At 62.0% G+C, this 16,895-nt stretch carries 14 protein-coding genes; 9 read left to right on the forward strand and 5 right to left on the reverse strand.

Features of this window, described 5'->3' with window-relative positions; translation table 11 throughout:
* The first annotated feature begins 1,477 nt into the window (after positions 1–1,477).
* The 3 genes from JYG32_RS37725 to JYG32_RS37735 are packed head-to-tail and all read left to right on the forward strand — an operon-like array spanning position 1,478 to position 3,735.
* The gene (locus tag JYG32_RS37725) at positions 1,478–2,041 is read left to right on the forward strand and encodes a hypothetical protein (RefSeq protein ID WP_213267790.1); all 564 of its coding nucleotides are present in this window, start codon (positions 1,478–1,480) and stop codon (positions 2,039–2,041) included.
* On the forward strand, positions 2,016–2,711 hold the full coding sequence (locus JYG32_RS37730; RefSeq protein WP_069750801.1) for a ParA family protein: 696 nt from the start codon (positions 2,016–2,018) through the stop codon (positions 2,709–2,711). The genes JYG32_RS37725 and JYG32_RS37730 overlap by 26 nt, the downstream gene beginning before the upstream one ends.
* A complete protein-coding gene (locus JYG32_RS37735) occupies positions 2,704–3,735 on the forward strand; it encodes a ParB/RepB/Spo0J family partition protein (RefSeq protein ID WP_213267791.1) in 1,032 nt (343 codons plus the stop codon). Before JYG32_RS37730 ends, JYG32_RS37735 begins: the two co-directional genes overlap by 8 nt.
* 92 nt (positions 3,736–3,827) lie before the next feature.
* Here JYG32_RS37735 and JYG32_RS37740 read toward each other — a convergent pair whose 3' ends face one another.
* Positions 3,828–5,144 (reverse strand): replication initiation protein, encoded by a 1,317-nt coding sequence (locus JYG32_RS37740; protein WP_174380715.1) that lies wholly within the window; start codon positions 5,142–5,144, stop codon positions 3,828–3,830.
* 2,623 nt (positions 5,145–7,767) lie between these two features.
* On the opposite strand from JYG32_RS37740, the gene JYG32_RS37745 reads away from it, so the two are divergent.
* Entirely contained in the window at positions 7,768–8,076 is a 309-nt protein-coding gene (locus JYG32_RS37745; protein WP_174380737.1) for a DUF4148 domain-containing protein, read from the forward strand.
* Between the two features lie 179 nt (positions 8,077–8,255).
* On the opposite strand, the gene gcvA is transcribed toward JYG32_RS37745, so the two are convergent.
* On the reverse strand, positions 8,256–9,161 hold the full coding sequence (gene gcvA, locus JYG32_RS37750; protein ID WP_213267792.1) for a transcriptional regulator GcvA: 906 nt from the start codon (positions 9,159–9,161) through the stop codon (positions 8,256–8,258).
* 140 nt (positions 9,162–9,301) lie between these two features.
* Between gcvA and JYG32_RS37755 the strand changes: the two genes are divergently transcribed.
* The 3 genes from JYG32_RS37755 to JYG32_RS37765 all read left to right on the forward strand — a co-directional run bounded on the left by JYG32_RS37755 (position 9,302) and on the right by JYG32_RS37765 (position 13,117).
* Positions 9,302–10,600, forward strand: a complete 1,299-nt coding sequence (locus JYG32_RS37755; protein ID WP_213267793.1) for an adenylosuccinate synthase — start codon at positions 9,302–9,304, stop codon at positions 10,598–10,600.
* A gap of 299 nt (positions 10,601–10,899) precedes the next feature.
* Entirely contained in the window at positions 10,900–11,841 is a 942-nt protein-coding gene (locus tag JYG32_RS37760) for a LysR family transcriptional regulator (RefSeq protein WP_174380711.1), read from the forward strand.
* Between the two features lie 304 nt (positions 11,842–12,145).
* Complete coding sequence (locus JYG32_RS37765; RefSeq protein ID WP_213267794.1) at positions 12,146–13,117, forward strand: sulfonate ABC transporter substrate-binding protein; 972 nt, start codon at positions 12,146–12,148, stop codon at positions 13,115–13,117.
* A gap of 181 nt (positions 13,118–13,298) precedes the next feature.
* Here JYG32_RS37765 and JYG32_RS37770 read toward each other — a convergent pair whose 3' ends face one another.
* Positions 13,299–14,012, reverse strand: a complete 714-nt coding sequence (locus JYG32_RS37770; RefSeq protein WP_213267795.1) for a dienelactone hydrolase family protein — start codon at positions 14,010–14,012, stop codon at positions 13,299–13,301.
* A gap of 322 nt (positions 14,013–14,334) precedes the next feature.
* Complete coding sequence (locus JYG32_RS37775) at positions 14,335–14,646, reverse strand: DUF4148 domain-containing protein (protein ID WP_174380708.1); 312 nt, start codon at positions 14,644–14,646, stop codon at positions 14,335–14,337.
* On the opposite strand from JYG32_RS37775, the gene JYG32_RS37780 reads away from it, so the two are divergent.
* Positions 14,633–14,800, forward strand: coding sequence for a hypothetical protein (locus JYG32_RS37780; RefSeq protein WP_174380694.1), 168 nt, complete (start codon positions 14,633–14,635; stop codon positions 14,798–14,800). The two genes, JYG32_RS37775 and JYG32_RS37780, sit on opposite strands and share 14 nt — an antisense overlap.
* A 185-nt stretch (positions 14,801–14,985) precedes the next feature.
* On the opposite strand, the gene JYG32_RS37785 is transcribed toward JYG32_RS37780, so the two are convergent.
* Complete coding sequence (locus tag JYG32_RS37785) at positions 14,986–15,951, reverse strand: GlxA family transcriptional regulator (protein ID WP_213267796.1); 966 nt, start codon at positions 15,949–15,951, stop codon at positions 14,986–14,988.
* A gap of 214 nt (positions 15,952–16,165) precedes the next feature.
* On the opposite strand from JYG32_RS37785, the gene JYG32_RS37790 reads away from it, so the two are divergent.
* The gene (locus JYG32_RS37790; RefSeq protein WP_213267797.1) at positions 16,166–16,807 is read left to right on the forward strand and encodes an HD domain-containing protein; all 642 of its coding nucleotides are present in this window, start codon (positions 16,166–16,168) and stop codon (positions 16,805–16,807) included.
* Positions 16,808–16,895: the final 88 nt, after the last annotated feature.

Consider the following 16,895-nt stretch of genomic DNA (forward strand, 5'->3'; position numbering starts at 1 on the left):
CATTCGGGAGCGCGGCGATGCCGCGTTTCCGGACATGGCGTTGTCAGGGCACCTGCACGCTGGCAGTTTGTCCGCAGATCCGATCACCTGAATCGGAAGTGACGCACCCGGCGCCAGCCCGATATCTGCATTCGGCAATACGGGCGCGGGTCGACCAACCGCGGAAGCGGGCTTCGGCAGACGCTGACTGATCGCATCTGCAAATTCGGCTGAAGACGTTGAACGCATCGTCATTGCCGTTCCGAATCTGAGTTTCCATCGAAGGGAAGCACCGCCCAAGCCGATGGGCTGCATGGTCGAACCCGGTTTCGGTCTCGTCGTTCCGGGCACGAATCGGGCAATCCGAAGGCGCTTACCTTATATCGACCACTTCAACCACCCTCTACTCGGCGGTCATTACGAGTTAATGAGCTCGCACGCAAATTGAGGTGAGCGGTTCGAGCTTCCATCATCACATCCACCAGCTCACCAGCATGAGGCCGCAGAAGTAGAAACAGAGGCGGCCTTGCTGTCCAACCGATTTCAACAGCAGTTGGGCCGTTGGTCGGTTCTCGAAATCTCCACAACCCTACGTATCGCGCGATCGGTGAATTGCGTTGTCACGTGACAACTCGTGTTGAATGTTGGCGCTGGACATCAAATCAGTGACTCGACCGATCATCGTCATGCACCGGACCAACACTCACGGAGTCTTGTCCAACGCAGTGTCAAGCGCGGGATGTATAAAAAACTACCAATTACGTATCAAATAATACAAAACATGCTTGCGGACTGCCGTACGATGCCGATAGTGCCCGGAAATTTCATGCGCCCCCATTTCTGAGGGTGATCGTGTGCATTTTGCGTGAAACAACATGAAGAATCCCGCGCAAGCCATTGCTGAACAAGGATTTCCGAGAACACCCGATTTTTCACCAATGTTTCACGATTTGATTCGCTTGTCCGGACACGCCGCTTCTGACGTATGGATTTGCCTTCATTCTGGTCCTTTCGACGTCACGGCTGCCAATAGATAGCGCATAGCGCTCGTTGTAGCGCTGGATAGACCCGACGAGACCTCGCTCCCCTCCCCTATCAGAGAACGCACGCACCAAGCCGGTGATGCTCATCCGATATAAATGGGGCCATATCATTACATAGACAACAGCCTGCGTCTGAATGCGGCTCGCCACGCAATCAGAGCATTCAGCCTTCGCGAGGAGGCCGGACCGTCGCCCCAGCAGATCCAGAGCACAAAGACAGATGCAGTCGCGATCATTGGCAAAAGCTCGCGTCCTTGACGGCTACGACAACCTCGGGGGACGTCCTGTCTGTCGCTGCGAGATCCTGGTTGTCCCTGTTGTCACGTGACAACTCCTCGGCAGACACGCACGCGAACAGAGACTAGCAACAAGCATCACCTACAAATTCGCTCCGGTTTGATCCCCTTAACGCGTCCTCAATATGGCCGATCGCCATTGCTCTCGAGAAGCTGGCAATGGTGCTCAGTCGTGCCCTAAGTCACTTGTCACGTGACAACTCACCCAGCGGTCAAGTAATCGAATGGGCCAAGGTTCGCATATCAGCCGTTGAGATGTCCTCGCAACCCGGACTCGATCGAATCAAGGGTTTCCTGCCGACGCGCAATGCTGAACACAACACTGGCTGGAGCCAATCGCTGGCGACTTGTCACGTGACAACTACGCATCTCGACGACATCTGCGACCCGGCCAATCAGATTCGCAGCAGATTCCGTCAGAACCAAAGACAAAACCATCAGACCGATCTCTGCGTCCGAGCTTCATCATCGACACTAAAGACAATCGAATTTTCTTCAGCCGCCTGTGCATTCTTCGTAACCGTGACCGACGATTTTATTTTTACTCGGTCAATAACCACGAATGATTCGTTAGCCATTCGACCTACTTGTCACGTGACAACTACAACGATCACCAAGATATGCATCACGTCGAATGCTTTTCTGGACATTTCCATAACATCTGCATATATTACGCAAAACTCCTTGGAGGAATTTAATGGCTTTCAAGATCGCCGTCAGTAATCAAAAAGGTGGGACTGGAAAGACAACCATCTCCGTCAACATCGCGGCAGCGTTCGAGGCCGGTGGCAACAAGGTCGCGTTGATCGATGCCGACCCTCAAGGCACGTCCGTCCGCTGGGTGACGAGCGGCGAGAACACGCTGCCGATGACGGTCCTTTCGCTGGCCCCCGCCGGTCGCGGCATCGGCGGCGAAATCAAGAAGCAGGACGCGAACTTCGACGTGATCGTCGTCGACTGCCCCGGCAACCTCGAAGATCCGCGTATCGCGTCCGTGCTCGAAGTGGCCGACTTCTGCCTCGTACCGCTGTCACCGTCGCCGGCCGACCTGTACAGCACCGTCGCGATGATTCGCATGATCGAGTCGATGCGAGCCGTTCGTAACCCGAGTCTTTCTTCCGCATTAATGCTGAATAGTGTTAATGGAAAAACTAAAATGCGTGAAGAGATTTTAAAAATTCTAAGGGCAGAAGAAATAGGGGAGCATCTGCTCGACAGCCAGATCGCGCAACGCGAGGTCTACCGTCAGACGTTCGCACTCGGCACCACGATCCATCATCACAATCGATACCTGAAGGGGCTGAAGGAAGCCCGCGCGGAAATCGAAAGGCTGGTCACGGAAATGGCCCAATACATCGCGTCGACGCGCGCTACCGGAGCCGCCCATGGCTAAGGACACATCGAAAGACAAGAAGCCGACCGGCAACCTGCATCTCGCAGCCGGCCTGTTGCGCGGGCTCGCTCAGGAAAACGCGGCACTGGAAACCCGCTTGCCCGAGCCGCCGGCCGCACCGAACGTCGCCGCCGAAGCGGCGCCCGCCGTGCCCCCGGCCGTGGCCGCACCCGCCGGCACACCGGACCTTGGCGCGCCGCAGAAGGTACTGGTCAAGGACTGCATCCCGAACCCGTTCAACCCGCGCGTGTTCTATTCGGAGTCGAGCCTGCACGAGCTCGCACTGACGTTGAAACGGGAAGGGCAGATCGAGCCGATCAAGGTCACGCGGCTCCCGGAGTTTCCCGGCAAGCTCGTCGTGATCGACGGGCAACGCCGCCTGCGCGCGACGAGCATCAACGGCGACGACACCATCAACGCCACGTTCCGCACCGACCACACGCCCGAGCAGCTCTATACGATCGCGTATCGAGCGAACCACGACCACGAACGCCAGACGATCTTCGACGATGCGGTCGCGTGGAAGCGCCTCCTCGACGAGAAGGTCTTTTCCGACCAGAACACGCTGGCGGAGAAGATCGGCAAGGACAAGGCATCGATCAGCAAGACGCTGTCGCTCAATGCACTGCCCAACACGCTGCTGGAGCGGATGGCCAGTGCCAACGACGTGGTCGGCCTGCAGGCCGCGTACTTCCTGAAGCTGATCTTCGAGCGCCTGGGCGAGCCGACTGCCGACCGACTGCTCACGGCCGTGATCGACCGGAAGAAATCGGTCCGCGATCTCGAAAATTTCCTGCGTGCGCAGAACGACGGCAACAAGAAGGCAGGACGCACGCGTTACAGCGTTCGTCATGACTTCGCGCTCGAATCGCGAGCGATCGGCCAGTTGAAGACCTACCCGGACGGGCGTCTGGACCTGCAGCTCAAAGACGTCGACACGTCCCACCAGGAAGCGCTCGCCGACAAGCTCAAGACCGTCATCGACGCCTACGTCGCCGAACTGGCGGCCGCCGCGCAAAATTAACGCGCCAAAGCAAAAGGCCTCGCATCCGCGTTGCGTCGCGAAACCGGACGATGAAGTCCGGCGCACGACGCTCCCCGGTTGCGAGGCCTTGTTCAGTTGCTTGCGAGACTGCTCTTGAGCAGGAATTCCAGCAGGTCGTCCGAGGTCGGTTCGCCCCAGGTATCCAGCGCGAGCCATCGGAAGAAGCTGGTCTGCGCGAGCTTGCTCGCCTTCTTCTTCGGCGACAGCGTGAGATCCTTCGAGCCCGCCACCGTTTCGTTGTAGCGCTCGATCAGCTTGGTCTGGTCGTCGATCTCCAGCTCGCGGAAATACGCGCCGGCTTCCTCGACCTTGGCCGCCAGATATTTGTCGCGAATCTGCTCCTGCTTGCTCTGCGCGGATTCCTTCGCCGGTGCGGCCGCCTCCGCTCCCTGCCCGTCGGCCAGCGTGTAGCCGTGCGTCAGCGCCTTGCGGAAATACGCGGCCACGTTGTCGACCGGTGCTGCGTTCTTCTTCGTAGTCCGATTGAGCGTATAGGCAATCGCCGCCTTGATGCGCTGCACACCGTATTGCGTGATCAGCCGCCGCGCTTCCGAACGCGGAATGCCGAACTTCGCGACTTCCTCGACCAGCGCTTCGTTCTTGACGTCGCCGTCTTCGACCGTATCGGCACTCTGCTTGCGCGTCACCTTGAACTGAACGGCTTCCACGCTGCGGCCGGACTTGTGTTCGATCAGCTCGAGCGTGTGATCCGATACTTCGTTCACCTCCTGAATGCACGGCACCAGGACCTTGCTCTTGAACAGCTTGTATTCCTTGTACGACTGCGACGCCTTGTCCTGGCCGAGAATGAGGTCACGGAATTTCGGCAGCGGAATCTTCGCGGTGATGCCGATCCCTTCGTAGCGCACCGTGTTTTCCCACAACGCGAGCGAGTGCGAACGCCGAAACTCGCGGGCGATCCGCATATCGATCAGCGCGTAAATTTCCGGATTGAGCAGTTCGCTGCGAATCTGGTCGGAGAAGCTGTACTTCAGCACCGATTGCTCGAGCTCCGCGCCCGCGAGCAGGCCCGACGCTTTCCAGACCGTCGAACGATCCGCGGCCAGGTAATCCCAGTTGACGACGGTGCTGATCAGCGAGTTGACCGTGTCCTTCACGTACTTCGTGTTGTTGCTGTTCAGCCCGCTTTCGTGCGAAAGCGACGCGATCGAGATCGAGAAGCTCGTCCGGCCCGGCTCGAACGCCTCCTGCCGAAGCGCGTTCTTGATCAGCGAACTGAACATCTTGCGCTGCTGCAGACCGATCTTTCCCGACTTCGGCGCGATATGAATCGCCTGGACCGCCTTGCGCAGCAAGTCGGGAGGCTCTGGTGTCTGAAACAGCGAAACCTGTTTGTCTGAGCCTTTGCTTGCGGGCTTGCGCGGCATCGTAATGTCCGGATAAGGTGACCTTGTTGATGGCGGAATTTATACCTTTTCACGCCGCGGGGCAACGCCCTTGCTCCTGCATCACTTGCACTATCGCGGCTAACCTTCAGATATAAAAGGGAAATTCCTGATGAAGCAATCTGCACGGAACCCCATATCCATCTACCTTTTGGCCAAAAACCCTCCCAAAAGCCGCTACCTTTCATGTCCGGGCACAAAAACCCGGCACGAGATTTGCCCCCGGGAAGGTACCCATCCATGGGGGGCAAACGAGCAGAATCGCGATCGACGGCCGAATCCGTGGTGCCCTGCAGCACGGGTCCGGTTTTCTCCCATAACTTGCTACCTTCATTGCCTCCCATGAAAGGGTACCTGTCGACAGGCATCGGCATCGCTGGTTGCGTTACTTTCGGTCTTGAAGGTAGAAATCACTCCCATAAACGGCAACCATCCAGTTTCCCCATAAAAGGTTACCTGTCCGCTGCATCAATCCTGTCTATGGGAGCAGATAGCAGACGGGCCCCTGTGAAACGCGAAGCACCGGTTCAATTTGACACCCATAAACGGCTACCTTCGGAACGCCCCATAAACGACTACCCGAAGAAAATCACTGTGCTGCCAGGCATTCTCGAATCAAGAAAACCACCCCATAAAAGGCTACCTGCTTGCGTTCCCATAGACGACTACCCAATGCATTTCCGGGCGAATTTCCCATAACCGGGAACGTGTGCCCCATATCCACAGCCCCGATTCCCCACAACGCGGTACCCAAAACCCCAAATCCACAGACCTGAAGCCCCAAACCCTTCCACCTGTGCTCCCATAAATGGGTACCGAACACCGCTCAAACCCTTGTGGGATAAGGCTGTGAGCCGTCTAAAGGTAGTTAAAGAAGTAAACGTGGTTTACCAAAGATGTAAACACACGTGTGCCGACACAGAAAAACAAGCCCCATAAACCGCTACCCACGAGACCCGTCCGCGGTCCGTCAGGCCCCTCGGTGCTTCGATTCGGCCCTGCTGGACACCAGCCTGAAGCCTTGTTCCACCAAGCCTCCAGGCCCGACAAGGCTTCCCGGAGAGGTGAGTGCCTACTCACAAATACCTGAAAGTAGAAACCTATGGGAGGAAATCGGGCAGAAATCACCGGTTTCCACGTTCAGGTTCCCATCTATGGGACCGAAAAGCCGGGGCTGCGACCACCCGCGCTCCTGTGATCGCCGGGCAAATCGGATTGACAACCGGATGCGCGAACATCGTCGGTTTCACCCACGGCAGTTCGAAATCATCCCGGACTGCGCGCGAGTGGTTTTTTGTACTCATGCTTCCCGGTCTGTCGACAAGTTTTTTGCCGATCGCCTATCGACGCGCCTCGTCACAGTCAGCCTGTCGACTGTGCACAGAGAAAATGGGTGCCGCTCGCTTCGCCACCCGAGGTCTCGCGACTTTCTACCTTTGGATCAACCGGAGAGCAATGCTGTGCCCCGGGATGGCAACGAGAGGCCGGCACAGCCTCCCGGTAGCAAGCGTCGCCTGGGGCTCCCCACCACGGCACGGGTCGCCGGTTCCTGGGCCGATCTCGTGAAAGTTACGAGCGAACGTGAAGATGCTGTTGTCGACGAAGCTCACCGCAATCGGATTCGGACAATGATCCCGAACATTCTCACCTTCAAAAGCTTCCCGATCCTGTAAAGGCTCACCGACAAGGCGGCCCCACAGGTATATGCAAGCTGTGCGACCGTCACACAAGCACGGGAGACCCGATGGCCAAAATCATCGAACGAAAAATCTGTGACCCGTGTGCGCGTTGCCCGATGCGTTCGCCGGCAGAAGGGGCAACTGACAAGCGCTGTCGTAACGTCGATGCCATGCGCAACGTTCGCCGGACGAGTATCGCAACGCACTTGCGACCCTCGCCGCGCATTCGTGAGGTCGTTCCGGTCAACGTCTTCACTCTGCGCAAGACGTCTCTCCTTTTCGTCATACGCACCGAACGGCGATGAATTTCAGCGGCCAAGGTAACCATGCACGCCACAGTGCCGTGATCGGTTTCCCGACTGTCCACCGCCAGGTGTCGCGATACAAGACGATCGCATCGATCACCGGAGGACCGAATCGTGGTCATTTATGGGAGGAACCGTCGCTCGAGCCGCGTCGAGTGCCAACGTGGCGCACTGATCGACAACTGCTGCGGTGATTGTGCTTCGTGCGATGAAGCTCACGTCGAGCATGAGCGTATCGCCAACACCACCTATGAAACAGCCATCGGCATGCGAGCAGGACGCGACGAAACAAAGGTCATCGGAATCGACATCTCACCGCGCGTTCGATCCACTTTACCGAAGCATGCCGACCATCGGACGTTTCTACTGCCTCGACCACGCGATCTTCACGCGCGCAGAAACGCGATACACCGTTCCTGTCTCTGCCCGGCAACGGTGAAGCGACGTCCTCGTGTTCTCCCATACGTGTATCCCCAATTCCGTCTGCACGATGGCGCCACATTTTTCGCGACGCGGTTATGATGCACAGGTCCCGATCGCGACATGACGACCGATCGGGACAGGGGCGGTATCTCGATGGTCTTTCAATCCGTGATAATCATCAGAAAAGAGAGTTCAGCGATGCAAATCCAGATCAGAAAATTCACGCTGGCGGCTACCGCAGCCGCGTTCCTGTTCGGCTCGGCAGTTCCTGCGTTTGCCCAGACCGACGCCAGCGCACCCGCTGCACAGGACGCCAAGGCAGCGAAGAGCCAGGCACGCAAGGCGGCCAGAGCCCAACACAAGGCAGAGCGCAAGGCTGCGCGCGCGAAGAACACCGCCGAGCTGAAGAAACTCGAAGACGCTGGTTACAAGCCGGCGGCCAATGACCCGAACTATCCGCAGAACCTGCAGAACGCGGAGAAGAAAGCTGCCGGCGCAAGCCAGTAAGCGCCGTTCGGCGGCAAGCCGCGGTTCGATCCGCGGCTTGCCGCGTGCATCGCGGTCGCGCGATGCACGTCAAAAGCAGCATGCCCGTCATGAACGATCGCAAACCCGATCCGCGTGTTTGCGCCATTTGATTCGGAATCCTGCATTTCATGGCGGGCATGACCGGCCGGTCGAGACGGTCAGTGCCGCGGGCCCGTTGCGGCTGCGTTTCCCGTCACCTTCAGCCAGTCCTTGAACGCGCGCACCGCGTCGTCGTCTGCGCGCGAGGATGCCACGTACGTGAAGTAGCGCCACGGCGGCAACGCCGGTTCGCTGAACGGCTGCACGAGCCGGCCTTCGGCGATGTCGTCCGCGACGAGCGCGATCGGTCCCATCGCGACGCCAAGCCCGTCGAGTGCGCCTTGCAGCGTCAGGTAGAAATGCTCGAGCGTAAGCGAATGTCGCGGTGCGAGATTCGGATGCCCGGCCGCCGCGAGCCATTCGGGCCACATGCCGGGATAGGTCGCGGCGTGCAGCAGCGTGAAGCCGGCGAGATCGGCGGGTGTATGCAATGGCCGGCCATCCAGCAGCTTCGGCGCACACACCGGCAGCCGGACTTCGGACAGGAATTCTTCCGCGACGTAGCCGTCGATGGCTTGCGGGCCGCCTCGAACGATCAGGTCGACCTTGTCGCGCAGCTTTTCGATCGGCTCGTTCGACGTCGACAGCCGCACCTCGATCGTCGGATGGGCAACCTGGAACGACGACAGCTTCGGCACCAGCCAGCGCAACGAAAACGTTGCGGGCGCGCTGACGCGCAGCACGCGCTGCTGCGCGTGGCCGAAGTGCTGCGCGGTGGCGAGCGCGATCCGGTCGAACGACGCACCGACCTCGGCGAGATACGCGCGGCCGGCGTCGGTCAGTTCGACCCGCCGGTTGTGGCGTTCGAATAGCGGCCGTCCGAGCCACGCCTCGAGTTGCTGTACGTGCCGGCTGATCGCGCCGTGCGTTACGCACAGCTCGTCGGCGGCAAGCGTGAAGCTGCCGAGTCGTGCGGCTGCTTCGAACGCACGCAGCGAATTCAATGGAGGGAGACGTCGGGCCATTGCATCATTTCGCGTGATATTTACTCACACGATAGTTCAGGTTTAATCGTTTGATCGGGCGATCCAGCTCCGCCAATATGGCACACCAACGGCCGGCTTGGCCGAACGAGTGTCTGAATTTCTCACATGGAGTGCGGAACATGCCGAACGTGGTGGTAGTGGGTGCCCAATGGGGCGACGAAGGCAAGGGGCGCGTCGTGGACTGGCTGGCGGCACAGGCCGATCTCGTCGCACGCTACAACGGTGGCCACAACGCGGGCCATACGCTGGTCGTCGGCGGCAAGACGTACAAGCTTGCGCTGCTGCCGAGCGGCATCGTGCGCGGCAAGCGCGGCGTGATCGGCAACGGCGTGGCGCTCGATCCGGAAGCGCTGCTCGCGGAAATCGCGCGGATGGCCGAGCTCGGGTTGTCGGTGACACCGGACAACCTGTCGATCGCCGAAAATGCGACGCTGGTGTTGCCGATTCACCGCGCGATCGACCAGGCGCAGGAGCGGCTGCGTCGCGAACCCATCGGGACCACGCTGCGCGGGATCGGGCCGGCCTACGAAGACAAGGTCGGGCGCCGAGGGCTGCGCGTCGGCGATCTCGCGGAACCCGGCCGGCTCGCCGACAAGCTCGGCGTACTCGTCGACCATCACAACGCGTGGTTCCGTGGCCTGGGGCTCGACGAATGTTCGCGCGACGCGATGCTGGCGATGCTCGTCGATATCGCACCGAAGATCCTGCCGTTCGTGCGTCCCGTCTGGGCCGACCTCAACGACGCGAACGATTGCGGCGAACGCATCCTGTTCGAGGGTTCGCAGGCCGTGATGCTGGACATCGACTGGGGCACGTACCCGTTCGTGACGTCGTCGGGCACCGTCGCATCGGCGGCGGCAGCCGGCACAGGCCTCGGCGCGTCGAAGCTCGGCCACGTGCTGGGCGTGACCAAGGCGTATGCGACACGTGTCGGCGGCGGCCCGTTCCTCACCGAGCTGACCGACGCAACCGGCGAAACGCTGCGTGCGCGCGGGCAGGAGTTCGGCGTCAACACCGGCCGGCCGCGGCGCTGCGGATGGCTCGATGCCGCGCAGTTGCGCCAGGCGGTCAGGATCTCCGGCATCGATTCGCTGGCGCTCACCAAACTCGACGTGCTCGACGGCTTCGAGTCGCTCGAGCTGTGCGTCGGCTATGAACTCGACGGCGCGCGCGTCGACCATCTGCCCGCGAGCCTCGATGCGCAGTCGCGCGCGAAGCCGGTCTACGAACGGTTCGACGGCTGGCACGGCACCGTGAAGGGCGTGCGCGAGCGGGCGGCACTGCCGCGTGCCGCACAGGATTTCATTGCGCGCATCGAAGCGGTCGCGGGCGCGCCGGTATCGATGATCACGACTGGCGCGGAGCGCGACGACACGATCGTGTTGAGCAATCCGTTTGATGTGGCGGCCGCCAAGTAACGCGTCATACATGACGTAAATCGCGGATTGGCATCGCGGTCGTGAAGTAGATTTTGCCGACCCGATGCCGTTCGCGTACCGGCGTGTTCAATCGTGTACACGCCCGGCCCGGACGCCGCGCGCATGGAGGCGCCGCGACACGATTCGGCGTCCGGATCACGCCGCATACGGCGAACTGGACACGCCTGCGGCGCTGCTGTACTGTTCCGCACGATTCGCGCCAGACCGGCCTGCGCCGGAGCCGCCGGCACCAAGGCCGCACGGCGGCGCGACGCGATCTCAATCCCGGGGACAGGTCGATGGACACGTTACAGATGATGCGCATTTTCGTCCGGGTCGCGGAGGAGGGCAGCTTCACGAGCGCGGCCCAGCGCCTGGACATCACGACGGCGTACGCATCGCGTTCGGTCGCGCAGCTCGAAACGCATCTGCGCACGCGCCTGCTCAACCGCAGCACGCGCCGCATCGCGCTGACCGACGCCGGGCAGCGCTATCTCGATCGTTGCCAGCGCATCCTCGGCTATATCGACGAAGCGGAAGCCGAGGCGGCGGACGCACAGGCGAAGCCGTCCGGACGGCTGCACGTTCACGCGACGACGAGTTTCGGCCAGGCCTATGTGGTGCCCGCGGTCGTGCGCTACCGGCAGCGCTATCCGTCGGTTGCGGTCGAGCTGACGCTGTCGCAGCACGTGCCCGACATCATCGACGAAGGTTACGACGTGTCGCTGCAGCTGAGCGCGGCGGAGCTGCCCGATTCGGGGCTCGTGTCGCAGCGGCTCGGCGAGGTGCACAGCGTGCTGTGTGCTTCGCCTGCGTATCTGAAGGAGCGCGGCACGCCGCGCACGGTGCGCGAGCTCGAAGGGCATGCGTGCCTGCAGATCGTCACGTCGGTGTTTCCGCGCGATCGCTGGCATCTCGACGGCCCGGACGGCCACGAGACGTTCGACCTGCCGTTGCCCGATTTCCAGGTGAACATCGCCGATGCGCTGGGTGGCGCACTGCGCGCCGGCCTCGGGATCGGCTCGCTGCCGATGTCGTCCGCACTGCCCGCGCTCGCGAGCGGTGCGCTGGTGCGCGTGCTGCCCGAATACCGGTTGCAGAAGCTGACGGTCTACACGCTGTATGCGTCGCGTCAGTATCTCGATGCGAAGATCCGCACGTTCGTCGATTTCCTGCGCGAATGCGTGCCCGAAATGCTGGCTGCCGACGAGGCCGCGCTGAACGCGTCCTGCAAGTCCTGAGTCAGCACTGCCGCTGTATGCGTACGGCGCTTTGCTCCGGGAAACAAAATAATCCGTAGTCCTGCCTTTGAGGCAGGCGTTGACGATGTGCTCGCGATCGACTCGGGACACGACGCCCGGGCAACCGGCACGTCCTTATGAAATCGCTTGCTTTCGATATCGAACATCGTTGGTTCGACGCACGGCGCCAACCTCCTGGAATCGGTTCGACCTGCTTCATCGCGTTCGCGCGGCGGTGTTCGCCTCCGCGCCCCCGAAGCCTTCGTGCGCGAAGCCGCACCCTCTCCATCGAACCCGAAACGACATGGCAGATCGACTCTTCACAACCCGTCGCCGGCTCCTTCATGCCGGGCTGGCGATCGCGGCGGGCGCGGCCGCGCCTCCGGGCTTCACGCTGGCGAGCACGGCCGGTGCCCGCACGTTGCGTATCGGCTATCAGAAAGGACCGCTCAGCCTGCTGAAGGCACGCGGCACGCTGCAGGGCAAGCTCGCGACACTCGGCGTGAACGTCACGTGGACCGAGTTCCCGTCGGGGCCGCCGCAGCTCGAGGCGCTGAACGCGGGATCGATCGACTTCGGCGATGTCGGCGAGGCGCCGCCGATCTTCGCGCTTGCGGCCGGCGCGCCGCTCGTCTACTACGCACAGACGCCGGCCGGCCCCGCGGCCGAGGCCGTGGTCGTCGCGAAGGATTCGCCGGTCAGGACCTTTGCGGACCTGCGCGGCAAGCGCATCGCGCTGGTGAAGGGATCGAACACGCACTTCCTGCTGGTCCGGCTGCTGCAGGCCGCGAAGCTCGACTATGCGGACGTCACGCCGGTCTGGTTGTCGCCGTCCGATGCACGGGCTGCGTTCGAGAACCGCTCGGTCGATGCGTGGATCATCTGGGACCCGTTTCTCGCGGTGGTCCAGCAGGCGTTCGGCGCGCGCATCGTCGCGGACGGCACCGGGCTCGTCGAGAATCGCGGCTACTACTTCGCGTCGCGCACGTATGCGCAGCACAATGCCGACGTGCTGGATGCGGCCGTGTCGGAACTGACGACGATTCAGCGATGGCTCGATGCGAACCGCGCGCAGGGCGCCGCCGAGTTCTCGAAGCTGTGGGGGATCCCGGAGCCGGCCGTGGCGCTCGCGTTTCGCCGCGCGCGCTTCGGCGTCGAGCCCGTCACGCGCAACACGATCGCGTATCAGCAGCGCATCGCGGACGTGTTCTACCGGGCCGGCATCCTGCCGAAACGTGTCGACGTCAGCCAGGCAGCGCCGCTCGCGATCGCGTGACGGCACCGCAGGCCCGGTACGCGATCAACGGCGGAACGGCTGCGCGACGTCGTCCGGAATCGGGCACACGTACGGCCGGCCGCCGCGCCGCTCGACGGTAACCGGAAAACAAAAACGCCACGGATGAAAGTCCGTGGCGTTTCTTGTTGCGCCGGCTTATGGCAAGCGCGTCGGTTGCATATTACTGCGGCTTCGCCCAGAGCGTGCGACCGAAGAACGTCAGCGTGCGATCCCAAGCGATTTGCGACCACACCGGATCGAACTGCGTGGCGGAGATGCGGCCGGGGCCGACAGCCGTTTCGTTCGCGAATGCGTGATGCGCGAGATAGCGATGGAATTCGACACCGACCTTCGCATCGGTCAGCTTCCTTTCCAGCGCGGCGACCTGGTCGATCGCGAAGAATTCATCCTGCGTGGCCCAGTGGCCCATCAGCGGCACCTTGAGCTTCGCCGGATCGAGGTAGTCGAGCGGCGGGAAGCCGTACCACGTGACGCCCGCGTCCGCGTCGGCGAACTGCAGCGACAGCAGCGTCAGCGCGCCGCCCATGCAGAAGCCCGTTACCGCGACGCGCGGCGCCAGCGTCTTCAGATACGTGACGGCGCCGGGAATGTCCTGCGATGCGGCATCGCCGAAATCGAGGCCGGTCATCAGGTGGTGCGCCTCTTCTTCCTCGACCGTCGACTTGCCGCGATACAGGTCGGGCACGAGCGCGAAGTAGCCGCAGCGCGCGAGGCGATCCGCGACGCCGCGGATCTGGTCGTTCAGCCCCCACCATTCCTGGATGACGACGACCGCGGGCGCACCTTCGGTCTTTTCCGGCTTGGCGAGATAGCCCTGCAGTTCCTGGCCGTCCGGGCGGCGAAACGTGATCATGGAACCGGATGCTTGAGACATGAAACCGCTCCTTTTCGAAAAATGCGATGAGTGCGGCATCGGGCCGGCCAGCGGGCGCGGCGACGATCCGGCATGCCGGGCGTCGTGGTTCCGCTCGCGTTCGTTTGGGCCGACGCCGACCACGCGGCCATTCTATGCGCAAACGCCGGATGCCTGCGTGAACGTCGCCGCCCGGCGCGCGAGCGGCAGATGCGCGTCGATCGACGGTTGCGATCCGGTCGCGGAGCGGATGACCGAAAAGCGAACACCCCGCCCCCGATGAACGGGAGCGGGGTGTTTCGTTTGCCGCGCGCGGATCGGAATTCGCGCGCGTGCGTCCGGCTTACTGGCCGAAATAAACGGAGTCGCGGCCGTCCTGCTTGACCGCGATCGCGCGGCCGGCACGCACGCCGGCGGCGGATTGTGCGCCGTAGCCGGTTTCATCCGCGTTCGTCACGCGGGCCTGTGCCGCCTGCAGCGCGCGCGGGTAGTACTGATCGGAGACTTCGGGCTTGTAGCCGGCCTGTTCGAGCTGGACGAGCTCCGCGCGCACCTGGGCACGCGTCAACTGGCCCGACGGGTTCGATTGTGCGAATGCGCCGTACGAGGCGGACAGGGCGGTTGCGGCGACGACAGCGTAGATGAACGACTTCATGATGACCTCCGGTTTCGTTGATTTCGCGCTTCGCTTGTTGCGTTCAGCGGTTGATTGCATCGTAGCGATCGCGTTACCGGTCGGAAATACGCGTTCCAGCGAATCATTATTGCAACTGGGTAAACGATCCGCATGGATTGGTGGTTTTGTCTGATGAGTTTCGGTTTTTTAGAGGCCGGCCTGTCGGGGCACGTGGCATCGGGGCGTCAGTTGCTGTCTTTGGCGTCTCGATGTGGTCGACCGACCGGTGGCCGCGTGACGAACGATTGAGTCGCACTCCGAAGTATTTGAATGCGATCGCCGGCATCGCTTATACCTTATCGCGCATGCCCGCCCGTGTCACTCGGCCATGACTGCCTGCCGCTTCCGGTATTCGGCTGGCGTGATCCCGACGTGCCGGGTGAACGACCGCCTGAGCGTATCGACGTTCGCGAAGCCGCATTTCGCGGCGACCTGTTTCGGTGTGTCGTGCCCGTTCTCGAGCAAGTGGCGGGCCGCCGCGATGCGGGTCGCTTCGACCCACGCGGCCGGCGTCATGCCGACTTCCGCGCGGAACAGTCGCGCGAAGTGGCGCGGGCTCATGCCCGCATGCTTCGCCATGCCGGCCACCGAATGCTCGAGTTCCGGATTCGCCGCGATCCAGCGCTGGACTTCCTGCAGCACCGAACGTCCGGCGGGGCGCGCCTCGCCCTTGCGGCTGAACTGGAGTTGCCCGCCCGGACGCTTGAAGAACATCACCAGTTGCGCGGCGACGCGCCGCGCGATCTCGCGGCCGAGATCTTCCTCGACCAGGGCCAGCGCGAGATCGAGCCCGGCCGTGACGCCGGCGCCGGTGCGCAGCTTGCCGTCGCGTACGTACAGCGCGTCCGCGTCGACGGCGAGCGACGGATAGGCTTCGGCCAGCGCGTCGGCGGCGGCCCAGTGCGTGGTCAGGTGACGCCCTTTCAGCAGGCCGGTGGCCGCGAGGATGAACGCACCGGTGCAGATCGAGCCGTAACGCTTGCTTTGCACGGCGGCCGACCGCAGCCAGGCGAGGACGTCGGTGCGCAGCGCGATCCGGCCGGCATTCGGCGCGCCGGCAACCAGCAGCGTGTCGATGCGCTCCGGGATGTCGGGAGCGATCCAGTCGGGCAGCAGTTGTGCGCCGGATGAACAGCGGATCGGACCGGACTCGCTTGCGATGATCCGCAACGTGTAGAACGGCTTCCCGTATTCGGCATTCGCTTGCGCGAAGACGTCGAGCGGCGCTGAGACATCGAGCAGTTGGACGCCCGGTACGGCGAAAATACCTACGACCTTCAGCATGATCGGTTGCGAGTTGTATCGAACGTGACGCGTGCAGTATAGAGGCGCCGCTGGCCCATGGGGCCGAGCGGCGCAGCACATTTCCGGCGTCATTTTCGCCGCGCGGGCATCATGTCCGCCCGTCGCGCGAAATGGCAGGATTTGACATGATACGTCTATTGAAGACAGCTATCGAACTCCGGAGAATCGAGGGTGTTTTCAATGGAGGTCGATCATGACTGAGAACGTTGCAGGCATCACCATTCCCGATAGCCAACTGACGCGCGAGATCACCGAACTCGTTCGCGATACCGCGTCTCCGTTGCTGTTCCATCATTCCAGCCGCGTCTACTATTTCGCGGCGCTGGCGGGCCAGCGTCGCGGGCTCAAATACGATCCCGAGCTGCTTTACTGCGGCTGCATGTTCCACGACATGGGGCTCACGCACCGGCACAGCAGCGCGTGCGAGCGCTTCGAAGTGGAGGGTGCCAACGCCGCCCGCGATTTCCTGAAGGGCAAGGGTATCTCGCAGCAGGATATCGATGTCGTGTGGACCTCGATCGCGCTGCACACCACGCCGGGGATCCCGCAGCATATGCATCCGGTGATCGCGCTCGTCACCGCGGGCGTCGAAATGGACGTGCTGGGGCTGACGTATCCGGAATACAGCGATGTCGAGCGCGAGGCTGTCGTCCGTGCGCATCCGCGTACGCCGCACTTCAAGGAAGACATCATCCAGGCGTTCTACGACGGAATCAAGCACAAACCCGACACGACGTTCGGCAACGTGAAGGCCGACGTGCTTGCGGACAAGGATCCGCATTTCCATGCCGGCAATTTCTGCAGCGTGATCCGGTCGTCCGCGTGGGCCGGCTAATTTCTATCTGTACTACGAAATATCACTGGCATTGAGCGGGATCGTGTGCGCAACGCGCATCACGATTCCCACAGTATTCAGAAGAACG

The organism is Burkholderia pyrrocinia (genome assembly GCF_018417535.1).
Lineage (GTDB): Bacteria > Pseudomonadota > Gammaproteobacteria > Burkholderiales > Burkholderiaceae > Burkholderia > Burkholderia pyrrocinia_E.

Excerpts from the sequence above, each read along its gene's own strand:
- JYG32_RS37725 (WP_213267790.1), top strand. The coding sequence starts at position 1,478 with ATGGTGCTCAGTCGTGCCCTAAGTCACTTGTCACGTGACAACTCACCC.
- JYG32_RS37730 (WP_069750801.1), top strand. The coding sequence starts at position 2,016 with ATGGCTTTCAAGATCGCCGTCAGTAATCAAAAAGGTGGGACTGGAAAG.
- JYG32_RS37735 (WP_213267791.1), top strand. The coding sequence starts at position 2,704 with ATGGCTAAGGACACATCGAAAGACAAGAAGCCGACCGGCAACCTGCAT.
- JYG32_RS37740 (WP_174380715.1), bottom strand. The coding sequence starts at position 5,144 with ATGCCGCGCAAGCCCGCAAGCAAAGGCTCAGACAAACAGGTTTCGCTG.
- JYG32_RS37745 (WP_174380737.1), top strand. The coding sequence starts at position 7,768 with ATGCAAATCCAGATCAGAAAATTCACGCTGGCGGCTACCGCAGCCGCG.
- gcvA (WP_213267792.1), bottom strand. The coding sequence starts at position 9,161 with ATGGCCCGACGTCTCCCTCCATTGAATTCGCTGCGTGCGTTCGAAGCA.
- JYG32_RS37755 (WP_213267793.1), top strand. The coding sequence starts at position 9,302 with ATGCCGAACGTGGTGGTAGTGGGTGCCCAATGGGGCGACGAAGGCAAG.
- JYG32_RS37760 (WP_174380711.1), top strand. The coding sequence starts at position 10,900 with ATGGACACGTTACAGATGATGCGCATTTTCGTCCGGGTCGCGGAGGAG.
- JYG32_RS37765 (WP_213267794.1), top strand. The coding sequence starts at position 12,146 with ATGGCAGATCGACTCTTCACAACCCGTCGCCGGCTCCTTCATGCCGGG.
- JYG32_RS37770 (WP_213267795.1), bottom strand. The coding sequence starts at position 14,012 with ATGTCTCAAGCATCCGGTTCCATGATCACGTTTCGCCGCCCGGACGGC.
- JYG32_RS37780 (WP_174380694.1), top strand. The coding sequence starts at position 14,633 with ATGAACGACTTCATGATGACCTCCGGTTTCGTTGATTTCGCGCTTCGC.
- JYG32_RS37775 (WP_174380708.1), bottom strand. The coding sequence starts at position 14,646 with ATGAAGTCGTTCATCTACGCTGTCGTCGCCGCAACCGCCCTGTCCGCC.
- JYG32_RS37785 (WP_213267796.1), bottom strand. The coding sequence starts at position 15,951 with ATGCTGAAGGTCGTAGGTATTTTCGCCGTACCGGGCGTCCAACTGCTC.
- JYG32_RS37790 (WP_213267797.1), top strand. The coding sequence starts at position 16,166 with ATGACTGAGAACGTTGCAGGCATCACCATTCCCGATAGCCAACTGACG.